Source organism: Streptomyces sp. NPDC088733 (assembly GCF_044751185.1).
Classification (GTDB): Bacteria; Actinomycetota; Actinomycetes; order Streptomycetales; family Streptomycetaceae; genus Actinacidiphila.
In genome coordinates this window covers 62,230-76,074 of the sequence record NZ_JBIVLH010000031.1, presented here as the reverse complement: position 1 = coordinate 76,074, position 13,845 = coordinate 62,230, and the positions used below count along the sequence as shown (strand labels likewise).

Annotated in this window: 11 protein-coding genes and 1 tRNA gene; 9 read left to right on the top strand and 3 right to left on the bottom strand. The window is 71.4% G+C overall.

Annotated elements, in window-relative coordinates:
• Positions 1-55 precede the first annotated feature (55 nt).
• From ACIP64_RS36735 to ACIP64_RS36710, 6 genes are all read left to right on the top strand, one after another.
• Complete coding sequence (locus ACIP64_RS36735) at positions 56-538, top strand: CarD family transcriptional regulator (RefSeq protein ID WP_018559600.1); 483 nt, start codon at positions 56-58, stop codon at positions 536-538.
• 330 nt (positions 539-868) lie between these two features.
• Positions 869-1,594 carry a 2-C-methyl-D-erythritol 4-phosphate cytidylyltransferase gene (gene ispD / locus ACIP64_RS36730; protein WP_401595889.1) on the top strand — a complete coding sequence of 242 codons (726 nt, stop codon included), beginning with the start codon at positions 869-871 and terminating at the stop codon, positions 1,592-1,594.
• Positions 1,584-2,081: a 2-C-methyl-D-erythritol 2,4-cyclodiphosphate synthase gene (gene ispF, locus ACIP64_RS36725; protein WP_401595847.1), complete on the top strand. Its 498-nt coding sequence runs from the start codon at positions 1,584-1,586 to the stop codon at positions 2,079-2,081. The genes ispD and ispF overlap by 11 nt, the downstream gene beginning before the upstream one ends.
• 100 nt (positions 2,082-2,181) lie before the next feature.
• Positions 2,182-3,576, top strand: a complete 1,395-nt coding sequence (gene cysS, locus ACIP64_RS36720) for a cysteine--tRNA ligase (protein WP_401595844.1) — start codon at positions 2,182-2,184, stop codon at positions 3,574-3,576.
• A gap of 89 nt (positions 3,577-3,665) precedes the next feature.
• Positions 3,666-4,622, top strand: a complete 957-nt coding sequence (gene rlmB / locus ACIP64_RS36715) for a 23S rRNA (guanosine(2251)-2'-O)-methyltransferase RlmB (RefSeq protein ID WP_401595842.1) — start codon at positions 3,666-3,668, stop codon at positions 4,620-4,622.
• 91 nt (positions 4,623-4,713) lie between these two features.
• Positions 4,714-6,402 carry a DoxX family protein gene (locus tag ACIP64_RS36710; protein ID WP_401595839.1) on the top strand — a complete coding sequence of 563 codons (1,689 nt, stop codon included), beginning with the start codon at positions 4,714-4,716 and terminating at the stop codon, positions 6,400-6,402.
• An 86-nt stretch (positions 6,403-6,488) separates the two neighbouring features.
• Here ACIP64_RS36710 and ACIP64_RS36705 read toward each other — a convergent pair whose 3' ends face one another.
• From ACIP64_RS36705 to ACIP64_RS36695, 3 genes are all read right to left on the bottom strand, one after another.
• Positions 6,489-7,226 carry an NDP-sugar synthase gene (locus tag ACIP64_RS36705; protein WP_401595836.1) on the bottom strand — a complete coding sequence of 246 codons (738 nt, stop codon included), beginning with the start codon at positions 7,224-7,226 and terminating at the stop codon, positions 6,489-6,491.
• Between the two features lie 30 nt (positions 7,227-7,256).
• A complete protein-coding gene (locus ACIP64_RS36700) occupies positions 7,257-7,673 on the bottom strand; it encodes a hypothetical protein (RefSeq protein ID WP_360910140.1) in 417 nt (138 codons plus the stop codon).
• A gap of 281 nt (positions 7,674-7,954) precedes the next feature.
• The gene (locus ACIP64_RS36695; protein WP_401595833.1) at positions 7,955-9,073 is read right to left on the bottom strand and encodes an ABC transporter ATP-binding protein; all 1,119 of its coding nucleotides are present in this window, start codon (positions 9,071-9,073) and stop codon (positions 7,955-7,957) included.
• Positions 9,074-9,294: 221 nt separating this feature from the next.
• Between ACIP64_RS36695 and ACIP64_RS36690 the strand changes: the two genes are divergently transcribed.
• The 3 genes from ACIP64_RS36690 to ACIP64_RS36680 all read left to right on the top strand — a co-directional run bounded on the left by ACIP64_RS36690 (position 9,295) and on the right by ACIP64_RS36680 (position 13,719).
• Positions 9,295-9,370, top strand: a tRNA-Thr gene (locus ACIP64_RS36690).
• A gap of 513 nt (positions 9,371-9,883) precedes the next feature.
• Complete coding sequence (locus tag ACIP64_RS36685) at positions 9,884-11,710, top strand: hypothetical protein (RefSeq protein WP_401595831.1); 1,827 nt, start codon at positions 9,884-9,886, stop codon at positions 11,708-11,710.
• A 347-nt stretch (positions 11,711-12,057) separates the two neighbouring features.
• Positions 12,058-13,719 carry a hypothetical protein gene (locus ACIP64_RS36680; protein ID WP_401595828.1) on the top strand — a complete coding sequence of 554 codons (1,662 nt, stop codon included), beginning with the start codon at positions 12,058-12,060 and terminating at the stop codon, positions 13,717-13,719.
• Positions 13,720-13,845 lie beyond the last annotated feature (126 nt).

Here is a 13,845-nt window from a genome sequence, read left to right as displayed (position 1 = left end):
CAGAACCGGCCGTTTCCGTGTTACCCTGGATAGCCACGGAAGGGGTACCTGTCACATGACGTTCAAGGTTGGCGACACCGTGGTCTATCCCCATCACGGGGCCGCGCTGATCGAGGCCATCGAAACTCGCCAGATCAAAGGCGTGGACAAGACCTACTTGGTGCTCAAGGTCGCCCAGGGCGACTTGACGGTACGCGTGCCCGCGGACAATGCGGAGTTCGTCGGCGTGCGCGACGTGGTCGGTCAGGAAGGGCTGGACCGGGTCTTCGAGGTGCTGCGGGCACCGTACACCGAAGAGCCGACCAACTGGTCCCGCCGCTACAAGGCAAATCTGGAGAAGCTCGCCTCCGGCGACGTCATCAAGGTCGCGGAAGTCGTGCGCGACCTCTGGCGGCGCGAGCGGGAGCGGGGACTGTCGGCCGGTGAGAAGCGCATGCTCGCCAAGGCCCGTCAGATCCTGGTGAGTGAGCTCGCGCTCGCGGAGAACACCAACGAGGACAAGGCCGAGACCCTGCTCGACGAGGTTCTCGCGTCCTGACGTGGACGACCGCGGTGCCCGGCGCGTCCCGTACGCCGGGCGCTGTGGCGTACCCGGAGGCCCTTCGAGGTCCCGTCCCCGAGGGCCGGCCGTCCGGTGGGACGGCACGACCGCATGGCCGGATGACCCGTAAAACGGGGTGCGGGATGGTCCCCCCGTGCCGTGCGCGGGCCCGATACGGACACCGCGCGGCACGTTGTGCGTTCCTCAGCGTTCGCTCGTGCGTCGACTCCCCCTGCATACTGAGTGCCGGGCCCGGGCAGTTGGCCCTGTCGGTGTCACGGAAGGGTCCGACAGGGGCTTCGTGCCCGGCACGTTGAGGCGATACCCATTTCGGCCAAGGACACAAACCTGACTACCGCCGCAGTCATTCCCGCCGCCGGACGCGGAGTCCGGCTCGGCCCCGGTGCGCCCAAGGCGTTGCGCACCCTGGGCGGCGTCCCCATCCTCGTGCACGCCGTGCGTGCCATGACCCGGGCCCGCGCGCTGTCGCTGGTCGTCGTCGTGGCGCCCCCGGACGGCGTCGCCGAGGTCAGGGCGCTGCTGGACAGCCACGGGCTGCCCGAGGCCACGGACATAAGGATCGTCGCCGGCGGCGACACCCGGCAGGAATCCGTACGGCTGGGGCTGGCCGCCCTCCCGGACGAGGTCGAGGTCGTGCTGGTGCACGACGCGGCCCGTCCGCTCGTGCCGGTCGACATGGTCGAGGCCGTGGCCGCCGCCGTCCGCGAGGGCGCCGCGGCCGTGGTGCCGGGGCTGCCGCTCGCCGACACGGTCAAGCAGATCGACCCCGCCACCGGCGCCGTCGTCGGCACCCCCGAGCGGGCGCTGCTGCGTGCCGTGCAGACCCCGCAGGGCTTCGACCGCCTCACGCTGGCCAAGGCGCACGCCACGGTCACCGGCGAGGTCACGGACGACGCCTCCATGGTCGAGCGGCTGGGCGTCCCGGTGCAGGTCGTCCCCGGGCACGAAGAGGCGTTCAAGGTCACGCGCCCGCTGGACCTGGTGCTCGCCGAGGCCGTCCTGGCGCGGCGGAGGGCCTCCGATGAGTACTGACCGGGTTCCCGGCCTGATCCCCCAGGTCGGCATCGGCACCGACATCCACGCCTTCGAGGCGGGCCGCGAACTGTGGGTCGCCGGACTGCTGTGGGAGGGCGAGGGCGACGGGCTGGCGGGCCACTCCGACGCCGACGTCGTCGCGCACGCCGCGTGCAACGCGCTGTTCTCCGCCGCCGGCCTCGGCGACCTCGGTGCGCACTTCGGCACCGGGCGCCCGCAGTGGTCGGGCGCCTCGGGTGTGACCTTGCTCACGGAGGCGGCCCGGATCGTCCGCGAGGCCGGCTTCGGCATCGGCAATGTCGCCGTCCAGGTGATCGGCCCGCGGCCCAAGGTCGGCAAGCGCCGCGCCGAGGCCGAGGCGATCCTGTCCCGCGCGGTCGGCGCGCCGGTGTCGGTGTCGGGGGCCACCACCGACGGCCTCGGCTTCACCGGCCGCGGCGAGGGACTGGCCGCCGTCGCCACCGCGCTGGTCTACCGGGTCTAGCGCGGCGCGGCACACGTACGGGTGACGCCCGGTGTCACAACCCCGTGAAGCCGGTGCCGGGCCGTCCACCCGAGGGGCGCCGGGCCACTACCCTTGATGCGTGACTATTCGCCTGTACGACACCAACGCGCGCCAGGTCCGTGACTTCACCCCGCTCACGCCGGGCTGCGTCTCGATCTACCTGTGCGGCGCGACCGTGCAGGCCGCCCCGCACATCGGCCACATCCGGTCGGGGCTCAACTTCGACATCATGCGGCGGTGGTTCGCCCACCGCGGCTACGACGTGACGTTCGTCCGCAACGTCACGGACATCGACGACAAGATCATCGCCAAGTCGGCCGTGGAGAACCGCCCCTGGTGGGCGATCGGTTACGACAACGAGCGGGCGTTCAACGCCGGTTACGACGCGCTCGGCTGCCTGCCGCCCACGTACGAGCCGCGCGCCACCGGGCACGTCCCCGAGATGATCGAGATGATGCGCGGCCTCATCGAGCGCGGCCACGCCTACGCGGCCGAGGGCAACGTCTACTTCGACGTGCGCTCCTTCCCCGGCTACCTCGGGCTGTCCAACCAGGAACTGGACAACCTGCGCCAGCCCGAGGGCGAGGGCGAGACCGGCAAGCGGGACCCGCGCGACTTCGCGATGTGGAAGGCCGTCAAGCCCGGCGAGCCGTCCTGGGAGACCCCGTGGGGCCGCGGCCGTCCCGGCTGGCACCTGGAGTGCTCCGCGATGGCCCACAAGTACCTCGGGCCCGCCTTCGACATCCACGGCGGCGGCATCGACCTGATCTTCCCGCACCACGAGAACGAGATCGCCCAGTCCAAGGCGTACGGCGACGACTTCGCGGCCTACTGGGTGCACAACGCCTGGGTCACCATGAGCGGCGAGAAGATGAGCAAGTCGCTCGGCAACTCGGTGCTCGTCAGCGAGATGGCCAAGCGCTGGCGGCCCATCGTGCTGCGCTACTACCTCGGCACCCCGCACTACCGCTCGATGATCGAGTACAGCGAGGAGTCGCTGCGCGAGGCCGAGTCGGCGTTCGCGCGGATCGAGGGCTTCGTGCAGCGCGTGGTCGAGATGGCGGGCCCCGTGGAGCCCGCCGCCGAGGTGCCGCCGGCCTTCGCCGAGGCGATGGACGACGACCTGGGCGTGCCCCAGGCGCTCGCGATCGTCCACACCACCGTCCGCCAGGGCAACTCTGCGCTGACCGCGGACGACAAGGAGACCGCGGTCGCCCGCCTCGCCGAGGTCCGTGCGATGCTGGGCGTTCTCGGTCTGGACCCGCTCGACGAGCACTGGTCCGGCGGCGAGCGCAGCGAGGACCTGCACGGGGTCGTGGACTCCCTGGTCCGCCTGGTGCTGGAGCAGCGGCAGGGGGCGCGGGACCGCAAGGACTACGCGACCGCCGACGCCATCCGCGACCAGCTCCAGCAGTCCGGTCTGGAGATCGAGGACACGCCCTCCGGCCCGCGCTGGTCGCTCGGCTCGCGGTAGGCGCCGCGCCCGGTCCCCGGGCCATCATTGATACGTACGTTCACGCAGGAGCAGCCGTACACGGCTGTGGAGCAGGAAACAGGTGACCCATGGCCGGCAACAGCCAGCGCAGGAACCGCCGTACCGCCAACAAGAAGGGCGCGACGGTCGGCAGCGGCGGGCAGCGGCGCAGGGGCCTGGAGGGCAAGGGCCCCACTCCGCCCGCCGAGGCGCGCAAGGGGCACGCCAAACAGCGTGCCGCCAACGCGAAGGTGAAGCGCGCCGCCTCCGCGCAGTCGCGCCGTCCCTCGGGACGCGGCGCGAAGTCCACCTCCGAACTGGTCGCGGGGCGCAACCCGGTGGTCGAGGCGCTGCGCGCCGACATCCCGGCCACCGCGGTCTACGTCCAGCAGTTCATCGACAATGACGAGCGGGTGCGCGAGGCCGTCAAGCTCGCCACCGAGCGCGGCGTCCCGCTGATGGAGGCGCCGCGCCCGGAGCTGGACCGCATCACCAACGGCCTGAACCACCAGGGCCTGGTGCTGCAGATCCCGCCGTACGAGTACGCGCACCCCGAGGACCTGGCGGCCGCGGCCTTCGACGCGGGCGAGGACCCGCTGATCGTGGCGCTCGACGGGGTCACCGACCCGCGCAACCTCGGCGCGGTCGTGCGTTCCGTGGCCGCCTTCGGCGGGCACGGCGTCGTCGTCCCCGAGCGCCGGGCCGCCGGTATGACCGCAGGCGCCTGGAAGACCTCGGCCGGCACCGCCGCCCGGGTCTCGGTCGCCCGCGCGACCAATCTGACCCGCACCCTGGAGGCGTACCAGAAGGCCGGGCTCACGGTCGTGGGCCTCGCCGCCGACGGGGAGGTCGAGCTGCACGAACTGGAGCTGCTCTCCGGCCCGGTCGTCATCGTCGCCGGGTCCGAGGGCAAGGGGCTGTCGCGGCTGGTGGGCGAGACCTGCGACGTGCGGGTGCGCATCCCGATGCCCGGTGGCGCGGAGTCGCTGAACGCGGGTGTCGCGGCGGGCATCGTGCTCTACGAGGCGGCGCGCCGCAGGGCCTGACCGTTCCGATGCGGGACAAAACCGCTGGTTGACGGGCCTCGGACAGAAGAGGCCCGTCACACAGTGTCCTTATCGGGTGTCACTCGGTTAGATGAGTGTGGACACCAGAACACCCCGCACTCCTCCGGGGGGACGGGCCGCGGCACCCGACGAGCCCGTGCTCACCATGCACAGGATCGCGTCCGACCCGGCCCAGGTCATCGTCAATCACGCGAGCTTCCGCGTGCAGCTCGGCGCGTCGTCCGCGCGTGCGATGGCGAGGACCGCGCGCGTCCCGGTCATTCCCACGTCCGTACGTCCCTCCGCCGCCGCGCAGCGCCGCGGCGCGCCGCTGGTGTGGTCCGGGCGCAGCCGTCCCGGCGACGCGGCCGCCACGCAACTGCTCTCCGCCGTGAGGCAGAGCAACTCCGACAGCCTCGACGCCGGCGCCACGACCCAGGTGCTGCCGCGGATCGAGGAGCACCCGCAGCCCCTGGTCGGCGCGCCCCGCCGTCCCCCGGCGCCCGACGAGATGCTCGGCGGCCTGCGCCCCGCGCGCGGCGCCTTCGACGACCGCGACGACTCCGAGGACTCCGGGGAGTTCGCGTACCCGGGGCACTACGACATCGACGACGGGGCGGAGTTCGGACCGGACGACGACCAGGGCTACGACGAGGGCTACGACCAGGGCCCCGGCCGCACGCGCCGGGCCGACCGGGGCGAGCCGATCCGGCACGCCTACTACCCCGGCCGCCGGATGAACCTCGGCATCGTGCTGCTGCCGCTCCGGATCTTCCTGGGCTTCATCTCCATCTACGCCGGCATGGGCAAGCTCTGCGACCCCGTCTACTTCGACGGCGGCAAGCGCGGCTCGATGGTCACCTGGCTCGACTCGCTGCACCCCTGGGCGGCCGCCGAGCCGCTGCGCGACCTCGCGCTCGCGCACCCCATCGGCGCCGGGCTGACGGTGGCCTTCCTCCAGGTCATCGCCGGTGTGCTGACGGTCTTCGGGCTCTGGCAGCGGTTCGCGGCGTCGATCGGCGCCCTGCTGTCGGCCGCGCTGCTGGTCACCGTGAGCTGGCGGACCGTCCCCGCGTACGACGCGCCCGACATCGTCTACCTCGCCGCCTGGAGCCCGCTGGTCATCGCGGGTGCGCCGGTCTACTCGGCCGACGGGCGGCTGGCCTCCGAGGCCTGGCGCCGGCTCGGCCCGCGTGCCCCGCTGTGGGAGCTGCGGCGCCGCGTGCTGCGGCGCGGCGCGATGCTCGCCACGGTGCTGGTCGGCGTCGCGCTGGTGGTCGGTGCCACGCTGGGCACCGCCGTACGGTCGGCTTCGCCGCAGTCCCGGCTGCCCGGCCCGACCGACGTGCCGACCAACGACCTCAACGGGTCCCCGCTGCCCGAGGTGCCCGGTGAGGGCTCGGCCAAGCCGTCCGCGGCGCCCTCGGCCTCGCGGTCCGGCAAGGCATCGCCCTCGCCGTCGAGTTCGCCCTCCACGCCGAGCGCCCCGTCGTCGGCGCCGACCGCCAGCCGCACCACCTCCGGGTCGACCGGCACGGGCTCGGCGGGCGGCGGCACGGGCAGCAGCCCGACGCACTCCACTCCGTCGACCCAGCCGCGGCCGACCCAGCCCAGCAACCCGCCGACCTCCACCGGCGGCGGTTCGAGCAGTGGCGGCAGCAGCGGCGGCGGTTCCTCCGACAGCGGCGGCGCCCTGGGCGGCCTGCTCGGCAGCGGCGAGACCTCCGGCTGGCTGCTCGGCGCCCCGGCGCACCCCGCGGGGGCAGGAAAGGTGGCATAAGGCCGCACAACGGCCTGAACGCCCACGAGGCGGCCGGAGGAGCAGCGGTGCTCCTCCCGGCCGCCTCGTCGTTGTGCGGGGCGCTCTCAGGGCCGGGAGGCGAGCTCCTTGGCGGCCTCGGTGAGGTCCTTCTCGGTGTCGATGGCCCGCCAGTAGGCGCCCTGGGGCAGCGAGAAGCCCGCCAGCCGCCGTTCCCGGGCGAGTTGGGGGAAGGTCGTACGCTCGTGGTCCCCGCGGTCGGGCAGCAGCGCCGTGAAGCCGGGGGAGAAGACGTAGACGCCCGCGTTGATGAGGAAGGGCGAGGGCGGCGACTCGACGAAGTCCAGGACGTGGCCGAACTCGTCGGTCTCCACGGCGCCCCACGGGATGCGGGGGCGGGCGAGCGCGAGGGTGGCGGCCGCGGCGCGCTCGACGTGGAAGTCGGCCATCTCGCGCAGGGAGAACCGGGTCCAGATGTCGCCGTTCGTGGCGTACCAGGCCTCGTCGGGCCGGGGGAGGGAGGCGGCGGCGAACTTCAGGGCGCCACCGCGCCCGAGGGGCTCGCGCTCGACCACGGTCGTGATGCGCAGCGGCAGATCGGCCGCCGCGCCGGCGAGCCAGTCCTCGAGGACCTCAGCGAGGTGGCCGCACGAGATCACGGCGTCGGTGACGCCCTCGGCGGCCAGCCAGGCGAGTTGATGGCCGATGATCGGTGTCCCGGTCCCCGGGATCTCGATCATCGGCTTCGGACGGGTGTCGGTGTACGGGCGCAGGCGGGAGCCCTGTCCTCCGGCGAGGAGGACGGCCTGGGTCACCACCTGGGAGGTCGTGGGCGCGCCGGTCATGCACGCACCCTACGGGACCGGGGCGTCGGGTCATCCGACGGAGGCGACGCCCGTGGCGAAGGCGGTGTCGCAGACCGGCCGCGACCAGGACTGCGCGCGCTGCACGGAGCCGTACTTGGCCACCGCGGCACGTCCCAGCGACTTGGCGAGCGAGCCGCAGTACTGGGCCAGCGACGGGCGGGCCGCCATCTCGCGCTGCAGCGAGGTGAGGGCGACACCCGGGTTCTTCGCCTGGAGTTCCGACAGGAGCTTGCGGCGCAGCACCTCCTGCGGGGCCGACCGGCCGGCCGAGACGGCCTCCTTGTCGTGGGAGGCGGTGAGGATCTGCGCCTCGGAGGCCGAAGTGGCCCACGGGACACGGGTGACCGCGAGGGTGCCGGACAGTACGAGGACGACCGGGAGGACGAGGGCGAGTGACTTGCCGATACGGCGGGCTACCTGGTTCACGGCAGTGATGGTAGCGAGGAGTAATGATTTGGCGACATTTAGCCACTCTGACGAGTGATGAATGCCTCTTGATCGACTACGGGGGCATTGACGAACATGCTCGAAACGCGGGTGTGTGCCCGCAAATGGTGTGCTCTTCCGGGGCACCTGCGACGGGTGGGAACGGGGGCCGGAGCGAGCGGGAAACGACCGTGGCCCGGCCCCCCTTGCGCGGGGGCCGGGCCACGGTGCGTACCGCTCGCGCGTCGGGCGCGTCAGGTGCGCCGGACGTGCGCGTCGCCTCAGTCGCTCAGGCGCTCACCGGTGGAGGTGGAGAAGACATGCGTCTCGCCGGCGCGCGGCACGACGCGGAGGACGGAGCCCTTCTCGGGCACGCTGCGACCGCCGACGCGGATGACCAGGTCCTTGTGCTCGTCGCCGACCTGGGCCGAGCCGTAGACGAAACCGTCCGCGCCCAGCTCCTCGACGACGTTGACCGTCACGGCCAGACCGGCCGGCTCGTCCTTCGAGAGCGCCGCGCTGTCACCGTCGACGATGTCGAAGTGCTCCGGGCGGACGCCGACGGTGACCGTGCGGTCGCCCTTGTCGGCCGCGGCCTGCAGCGCGTCGCGCTCGACCGGCACCACGGAGTTGCCGAACTTCACGCCGCCGTCGTGGATCGGCACCTCGACCAGGTTCATCGCCGGGGAGCCGATGAAGCCCGCGACGAAGAGGTTGGCCGGCCGGTCGTACATGTGGCGCGGGGTGTCGACCTGCTGGAGCAGACCGTCCTTGAGGACCGCGACGCGGTCGCCCATGGTCATGGCCTCGGTCTGGTCGTGGGTGACGTAGACCGTGGTGGTGCCCAGGCGGCGCTGGAGCGAGGCGATCTGCGTACGGGTCTGGACACGCAGCTTGGCGTCCAGGTTGGACAGCGGCTCGTCCATGAGGAAGACCTGCGGCTCACGCACGATCGCGCGGCCCATCGCCACACGCTGGCGCTGACCGCCCGAGAGCGCCTTGGGCTTGCGGCCCAGGTACTCGGTGAGGTCCAGGATCTTGGCGGCCTCTTCGACCCGCTTGCGGATGTCCGCCTTGTTGACGCCGGCGATCTTCAGGGCGAAGCCCATGTTGTCCGCGACGGTCATGTGCGGGTACAGCGCGTAGTTCTGGAACACCATGGCGATGTCCCGGTCCTTGGGCGGCAGGTGGGTGACGTCCCGGTCGCCGATCCGGATGGCGCCGTCGTTGACGTCCTCCAGGCCGGCCAGCATGCGCAGCGAGGTCGACTTGCCGCAGCCCGAGGGGCCGACGAGGACGAGGAATTCGCCGTCCGCGATGTCGATCTGCAGCGCGTCGACAGCGGGGCGCTCGGACCCGGGGTAGATCCGGGTCGCCTTGTCAAAAGTGACAGTGGCCATGGTGCACTGGTCCCTTCACCGGCAGGAACGTGCCGGACGATCCGAGTAAAGGAGATGAGGTCTAGTCCACGTGATGTGGACTTTCCGTGACGCTACCCCCCGCGCCCGGCTTTGTCAGCACCCTCCCGCCTCCCAATTCCCCGACCCTCCCCCCTCGCCGCCTGGGTACACTTCTCCCTGACCCCACCCACCGGTCACCACGGCGGGCACGGGGGCGCCGTGCCGCCTTAGCTCAGCTGGTAGAGCACCGCTCTTGTAAAGCGAAGGTCGTCGGTTCGAACCCGACAGGCGGCTCCAGTCGTTGAGCAGCGCAAACGCCCCGGACCACGGTCGGTCCGGGGCGTTCTGCGTTCGCGGGTGGCAGCGGCCGGGGGCGGTTGCTCGCGGTTGGGGCGGCGCCGGAGCAGGCGGTCCATGCGGCCGATGGCTCGCGCCGTGTGGCGGATGTCACGCGTGTGCGGCGTCCCCGGTCCTGCTGATTCGAATGCGGCCGAGGAGCTCGGCTCCCCTGTTGTCGATCTTCTGGTGTCGTCGGTGCGCGGCGCCACGGGGAACGGCGGTGACGGAACCGTATTGCCGCAGCTCGGCGCAAGCCCGGGCGAAGTGTGGTCCGGGGCGTCAGCTTTCCGGACCGGGGCTCCTCCGCGAGCGAGCGCTGCCGGCTGCGTGCGGCCTTGCTTTCATGTTCGGTGGCAGGTACTACAGTTCGACGCGTTGCGTGATGTTCACAGCAGCCGTACAAGGAGCGCGGCCGGCCTCCGCATATCCGGGGCAGCGAGGCCGCGCCATTCCCGTGGGGGGAATTCAGCAGTGAGAACACGCTCTTTGGCGTCGGTGGCCGTGTCCGCCGCGCTGAGCGCCGCACTCCTTGCCGCGCCCGCGCTGGCGTACGCGGCCGACGGCGGCACGCCCGGGCAGGACCCGGCCGTTGCCGCGACCACGACCCCGACGGCCGGTTCGACGCCGACGCCGGACACGCCCACCGGCGTCCCGTCCGACGCGGCCTCCGACGCGCCCTCGGACACCCCGACGCCGTCGGACCCGTCCTCGGGCGACCCGGCGCCCGACCCGGGTGGCAGCGCGCCCGCCGACGGCACCGGCGCCCCGGTCTTCGGCAGCGTGGGGTCCGACCCTTCCGACGCCGGTTTCCTTACCGTGGCCGTCTCCTCCGACTCGGCGATCACCGAGGTGTCCGCCGAACTGACGGAGCTGCACGGCGCGGCCCCGGCGACCGTGACAGTCACCGGCTTCACGCTCGTCTCCGGCACGCCGCAGGACGGCGTCTGGCGCTCGCCGCGCATGTCGCAACTGCCCTCGTACGGCGGCTACGACGTGACGGTCAGCGCACAGGACAGCGACGGTGACAGCACCTCGGCCACGGGCGTCACCACCGTGGACGTCGAGCCCAAGCCGGTCTTCGCCGACCGCAGCATCAGCCCCGCCGTGCTGGACGTGGAGCACACGCACGTCAAGCTCAGCGGCCGCATCTCGCTCTTCGACCCGATCACCGGCGACATTTCGCCGCTGGCCGGCAAGGAGCTGAGCGTGATCGCCCAGTACGCCTACAGCGCTGTCACCGCCGCCGACGGCAGCTACGCGATCGACGTGGCGCCGCGGCTGAACGGCGAGAACGCCAAGTCCGTCGCGGTCTCGCTCTCCTTCTGGATCGCCAACCCCGACGGCACGAACACCTACGTGCTCGTCGACAGCAAGACCCTGCCGGTCGTGGTCAGCCCGAGCCGGATTCGGCTGGACCACTCCAGCGTGCGGATCAAGTACGGCGTCAAGGCGTCCTCATCCGGCATCGTGGAATACCTGTACGGCGGGACCTGGCGTCCGGCCAAGGGTGTCGCGGTCGAGATGGACTACTACGCGACGGCGACCAGTAATGCCGCCGGGCGCTTCGCGCTCACCTACCCGTACCTGCTGTCCGGCGACACCACGTTCACGGTGCAGACCAGCCTCGACAGCTACCTGGACGACCCGTATCTGACCGCCTCGCACGCGCAGTTCAAGGTCGACGTCATCAACCGGACCAGCATCTGCTTCTGTACGAGCTGGCTCGACGAGTACTCCGACCTGCACATCCAGGGGAGCATGAACGGCAGCGATGCCAAGGTGCCGCCGAACCGGAAGCTGTACCTCCAGCAGTCGGCCGACGGCAAGTCCGGCTGGAAGTCGCTCGGCTGGTTCACCGTGAAGTCCAACGGCACCTTCAATCTCGACGCGTACGTGGCGGTGCCGAAGGGCTACTGGCGGCTGTACTCGACGGGGTCGTCGGACTACCAGCCCGGCTACTCCAACTCCGTGCACTTCAACCGCACCGCGACCAGGATCACGGGCTTCAACGCCGGTCCCGAGCCGGTGCGCAAGGGCCGCACCGTGACCACCACCGGCACCGTGCAGAAGCTGAGCGGCACGAAGTGGGTGGCGTTCGGCAAGCAGCGCGTCTACATCCTCTTCCAGGCCAAGGGCAAGAAGGCCTGGACGCAGCTCGGCTCCGTCAAGGCCGACTCGCACGGCCGCTTCACCGCCCGCTTCACCGCGAAGCAGGACGGCACCTGGGTCGGGGTCTACCTCGCGTCCGGCTCCTACGTGGACGCCGAGAGCTACCACGACTACGTGGACGTGCGCTGAGCAGCCCCTTTCCGCTCACGTTGCCGAGCAGCGTAAGAGCCCCGGACCGTGATCGGTCCGGGGCCTTCGGCATTCACGGGTGGTATCGCCGCGGCTGCCGACCTCGCACCGGGTGGCTGATGCCATGGGTCCGCGGGTGCCTGCTGCGGCGTGGCTCCGGCTGTGCCCCCGGGGTACGCGGGGAGCCATGCCGGCCGGCGGCGCAAACCTCGTGGATGGCCTGCGAACGCGTGCGCTAATGTGCTCGGGCCCGACTTGGACGCGACTGCCGTGGAGCCAAGTCCGGCCAGCTGCGCCGGCGTTGCTGCCGGGTGCCGCATCGCATGTCTTCTCTGGGGGGAAACGCTTTGCGACGTTCCATCATGCTGTCCGCCGCGATCTCGACGGCACTCGGTGTGTCGGCCTTCGCGGCCACCACGCCGGCTCAGGGGGCCACCACCCCCGCACCGCCCGTGTTCATCACTTCCGGGGACTACCAGCACCCCGGCACCCTGATGGTCCGCACCTCGTCCGACACCCCGGTCACGAGCGTGACCGCCCACTTCTTCCCGAAGGGCAGTCCGGAGGGAACGCCGGAAGCCGGGTCCACCAGTGACTTCAGCATCATCGGCGATCCGGCGGCGAAGGCCTTGAAATGGCAGACCGCCGTGCACCTGCCGCAGCACGGCGAATACCGGATCGCCTACGACTTCACGGACGCGTCCGGTGCCACGTTCACGGGTCTGAGCCATGCGAAAGACGTGCTCCACTACCAGACGGCCATGAGGATTCCCGACTTCGCCGTCACGCCGACCGCACCGGACTACACGCACCAGCGGGTCACCGTCTCGGGCACGCTCATCGCCGAGCCGCCGGGTGACCCGGCCGCGTCCGTCCCCGCGGCGGGGGAGAAGGTGGAGATCTACACGGGCCGCGCGGACATCCAGGTGGTCACGGGTCCGGATGGGCGGTTCACGGCCGAGTTCGTGCCCAAGGACCGCGCCTCCACGGTGTATGCCGAGCAGTGGGGTTCCGACACTGATCCCCAAGCGCTCCACCCGGTGTCGTCGTTGGTGTACATCTCCACGGTGCAGTCGCCCACCAGGGTCTCGGTGAACACGCACACCTTGAACCTCGCCCAGGGTGCCACCGGCACGGTCACCGGTCTTGCGGAGATCCAGACGCCCGAGGGCTGGCGGCCCCTGCCCGGCTCGCGGATCGCCTACACGAACGGCCCGAGCGCGACCGAACTCGGCAGCGCGTACACCGACAGCCACGGCCGGTACACCTTGAAGGTGCCCTCGACCGGTGCCGCCCTCGCCGGCAAGGTGGTGCTGGCCGGTGACGACGAGCCGTTCGCGACGATGTCGTCCCAGCCGCTGACCGTCCATGTGGCGTTCAAGACCGCGCTCAACGCCACCGTGAGCCTCGACGACCGGTCCCGGCTCCATGTCACGGGTTCGCTCAACCTCAAGGACAGCCGTGCGCACTGGCCCGCCAAGCCGGCCGTCGTCCTGGACTACTCCAAGAACGGCAAGACCGGCTGGAAGGCCGTGGCGACGCTCCCGGTGACCGTCCGCCACAACAAGGCCGGTGTCGCGGAGACCTTCGGGCAGAGCCGTACGGCCCCATCCGACGGCTACTGGCGCGTCCGGTTCCAGGGCAACCCCGATCTCGCCTCCGCGGTCACCCCGATCGTTCACCGGCACCGGCTGACGACCCGGATCACCGGCTTCAAGGCTTCGCCCAAGTCGGTGCGGAAGGGCGAGTGGACCTACTTGACGGGCACCCTTCAGTACCGGGAGGGCACGGCCTGGAAGGGGTTCCGCGACAGCCAGGTGTCCCTGTACTTCCGGCCCCGTGGCGCCAAGAGCTACCGGTACGTGCACGCCCTGGGCGTCGACAAGGGACACATCGCCAATCTGGAACGGGCGACGCAGGACGGTACGTGGGCCGTGGTCTTCGACACGGCGACCGGAAGCGGCTTCCTGGTCAGCAACACGGCCACCACCTACGTCGACGTGCGGTAACACCCGTCGGCCCCCGCTGACGGCAGAACGCCCCGGACCGTGGATCGGTCCGGGGCGTCCTGCTGTCGGCGTTCACGGCCCCACGGCCGCCGCACGGGCCTGGTGGGCCGGGGAGGCGGAACCGTG